Source organism: Leptolyngbya cf. ectocarpi LEGE 11479 (assembly GCF_015207065.1).
Classification (GTDB): domain Bacteria; phylum Cyanobacteriota; class Cyanobacteriia; order Phormidesmidales; family Phormidesmidaceae; genus Leptothoe; species Leptothoe ectocarpi.
Genome location: NZ_JADEXP010000543.1, coordinates 1 through 2,683, shown reverse-complemented (window position 1 = coordinate 2,683; position 2,683 = coordinate 1). Strand labels below are relative to the sequence as shown.

At 51.1% G+C, this 2,683-nt stretch carries 2 protein-coding genes; both read left to right on the top strand.

What is annotated here, in order from left to right; translation table 11 throughout:
- Positions 1-1,139, top strand: a 1,139-nt coding sequence (locus tag IQ260_RS29660; protein WP_193996646.1) for a Smr/MutS family protein, incomplete at its 5' end; no start/stop codon positions are given.
- Between the two features lie 132 nt (positions 1,140-1,271).
- Positions 1,272-2,624, top strand: coding sequence for an AAA family ATPase (locus IQ260_RS29655; protein ID WP_193996645.1), 1,353 nt, complete (start codon positions 1,272-1,274; stop codon positions 2,622-2,624).
- Positions 2,625-2,683: the final 59 nt, after the last annotated feature.

The following is a 2,683-nucleotide window of genomic DNA, read 5'->3' as shown; positions in this document are numbered from 1 at the left end:
AGACAGGGACCGATCCGACGGAGGGGAGTGCCCTTGCGATCTCACTGCTCCAACACCTGGCCAGCCACACCCGGCTGACCGTTGCCACCACCCACTTTGGTGAACTCAAAGCCCTCAAATATCAGGACGAGCGGTTCGAAAATGCCTCCGTAGAATTTGACGACGTCAGCCTGTCCCCCACCTATCGACTGCTATGGGGCATTCCAGGACGCTCCAACGCCCTTTCCATCGCCCGGCGGCTGGGGTTAACCCCGACCGTGGTGGATACGGCCCAAACCTATGTGGGAGCCACCAAACAAGACGATGTTAACCAGGTGATTGCCGGTCTAGAAGCCCAGCGGAAACGCCAGGAAGACCAGGCCGAACAGGCCGCCGGTATTGTGGCCCAAGCCGAAGCCCTCAAGACCGATATTGAGCGCAAAGCCGCCGCCATCCAAGGCTGGGAACGCACGCAAAAGCTAGAGCAAGAAAAAGCCATCCAAGCCGCCGTAGCCGAAGCAAAAGCCGAAATTGCCACCGTCATTCGCCAGCTGCAAAAGGGCAACCCCACCGCCCGAGCCGCCCAAAAAGCCACGGAGCTAGTTGAAGCGGTCGCCCAGCAGGCACCCAAGGGCGATCATCCAGCCAAAAAAGCCATCACCGCCTACAAACCTAAACTGGGTGAAAAAGTCCGACTCTTGGGCCTCGGCGGACAAACGGCTGAGGTCGTCGGTGCCCCCGACGCCGACGGCAAAGTCGCCGTCCGCTTTGGCCTGATGAAAACCGTTGTTGACCTCAGCGAGATTGAATCCCTCACTGGCGAAAAAGCGGCTGCCCCAGCCACCAAAGCTCTGCCTGAAAAGACAGCTGAGAAACGCCGCACGACCGTCAACATCGCCAAAAAAGAACCCGCCGCGCCCGCCGTGCGCACCTCTAAAAACACCATTGACCTCAGGGGGATGCGTGTAGCCGAAGCCGAAGCCGATCTGGAGAACTTTATCGCCACCGCCGCTGGCCCCATCTGGATCATCCACGGCCACGGTACCGGCAAACTCAAACGCGGTGTCCGCGAGTTTCTCAAACGCCATCCCCAGATACTCAGCTTTGAAAATGCCGAACAGGCCGACGGCGGTACCGGGGTCACCGTAGCTCAGATTTAGCAAATGCAACGAGTCTGTCAACCTCTCCAATAGCTAAAAGCGTCCATTAGTTCATAGTTTGGGTGTCTGGAATCTGTTCAGACTATTGTTTGCGTAATAGACTTTCCAAATTGAAGGTATTGGGTTACTTCCATGAGAATTGATCGATTGGAAATCAAGAATTTTAAGAAATTCTCAGAGCATTCGCTAGAACTGCATCCCCAGTTCACCCTACTCGTGGGTGATAATGGCACCGGCAAAACATCTGTACTCGATGCCCTAGCAATTGCGGCAGGCGTATGGCTAGTGAAAGTGCCCGATTCAAATTTAGCTAATAGTAGACGTAATATTCTATCCACTGAAATTCGTTTAGAGGCTGTTGAGGCTGGAGATAGAACTCAGTTTGTTGAATGCAAACCTGTTCAAGTTAATGCCACGGGTTGCATTGGCAATCAGCATGACATTCATTGGCTAAGACAGATCCGTCAAGGTGGCGCAAAAACTTCAAATACTGATGCTAAGGAAGCTGTAGAAATCATTACCCAGCTTTTTGAGCAAGATCGAAGAGGTGAAGACGTTTGGTTCCCAGTCATCGCTTACTACGGAGCTGGTCGAGCTTGGCTACCGTCCAATGAGCGAAGGAAAAAAGCCAAACAGAATGGAGCTAGTCCCTCCCATCGTTGGGAAGCGTTCTATGACTGCTTTGAAGAGCGTATTCGACTTTCCGATTTACAAACATGGTTCCAGAAGGAAGCGCTAGCCGCTATTAATCGCCAGGGAAGAATGCGGCCTGGCTATGATGTCGTTAAGTTTGCAATTTTACGCTGTATTCCAGAGGCTAACGACCTATGGTTTGATCCTGACCGGGCAGAGGTTGTGCTCTTAATAGATAATGATCCTCAACCCTTTAGCCATCTCAGTGCAGGTCAAAAAATGATGGTGGCGTTGATTGCGGATATTGCGATTAAAGTCGTGACTCAGAATGCAATGTTCTTACCTGAATCTATAGATTTTGGTTCTGATGATTTACCCTGCATTCTGCAAAAAACGATGGGTCTGATCTTAATTGATGAGATTGATGTCCATCTTCATCCCAAATGGCAACGCCAGGTCGTTAACGATCTCAAAACAACGTTTCCTTCCATACAGTTTGTCTGTACCACTCACTCACCATTTATCATTCAATCCATTAATCAGGGAGAATTGAGAAGCCTCGACAGCGAGGACCTGCAAGCTGTGGAATACGAAAATCAATCGATTGAAGATATTGCCGAGGAAATTCAACTGGTCGATGTTCCCCAACAAAGCCTCAAGGCGCGCGAACTTGCCCAAGCAACAGAGCAGTATTTTGAACTTCTCCAAAATCCAGACAGAAGCGACCCTAATCAGCTGGCAACTGCAGAAGCCGAGTATCGAAAGGCAGCAGAGTCATTCTCTAGTAATCCTGGGTTAAGTGCTCTACTGAAACTAGAAGCGATGGCCAAGGTAGAGGGGCCAGCCGAATGAGACCCGTTGAGCGAGGTCCTGCTCCACGAACGTACAGTAGATACCAAGATGCCATTAAC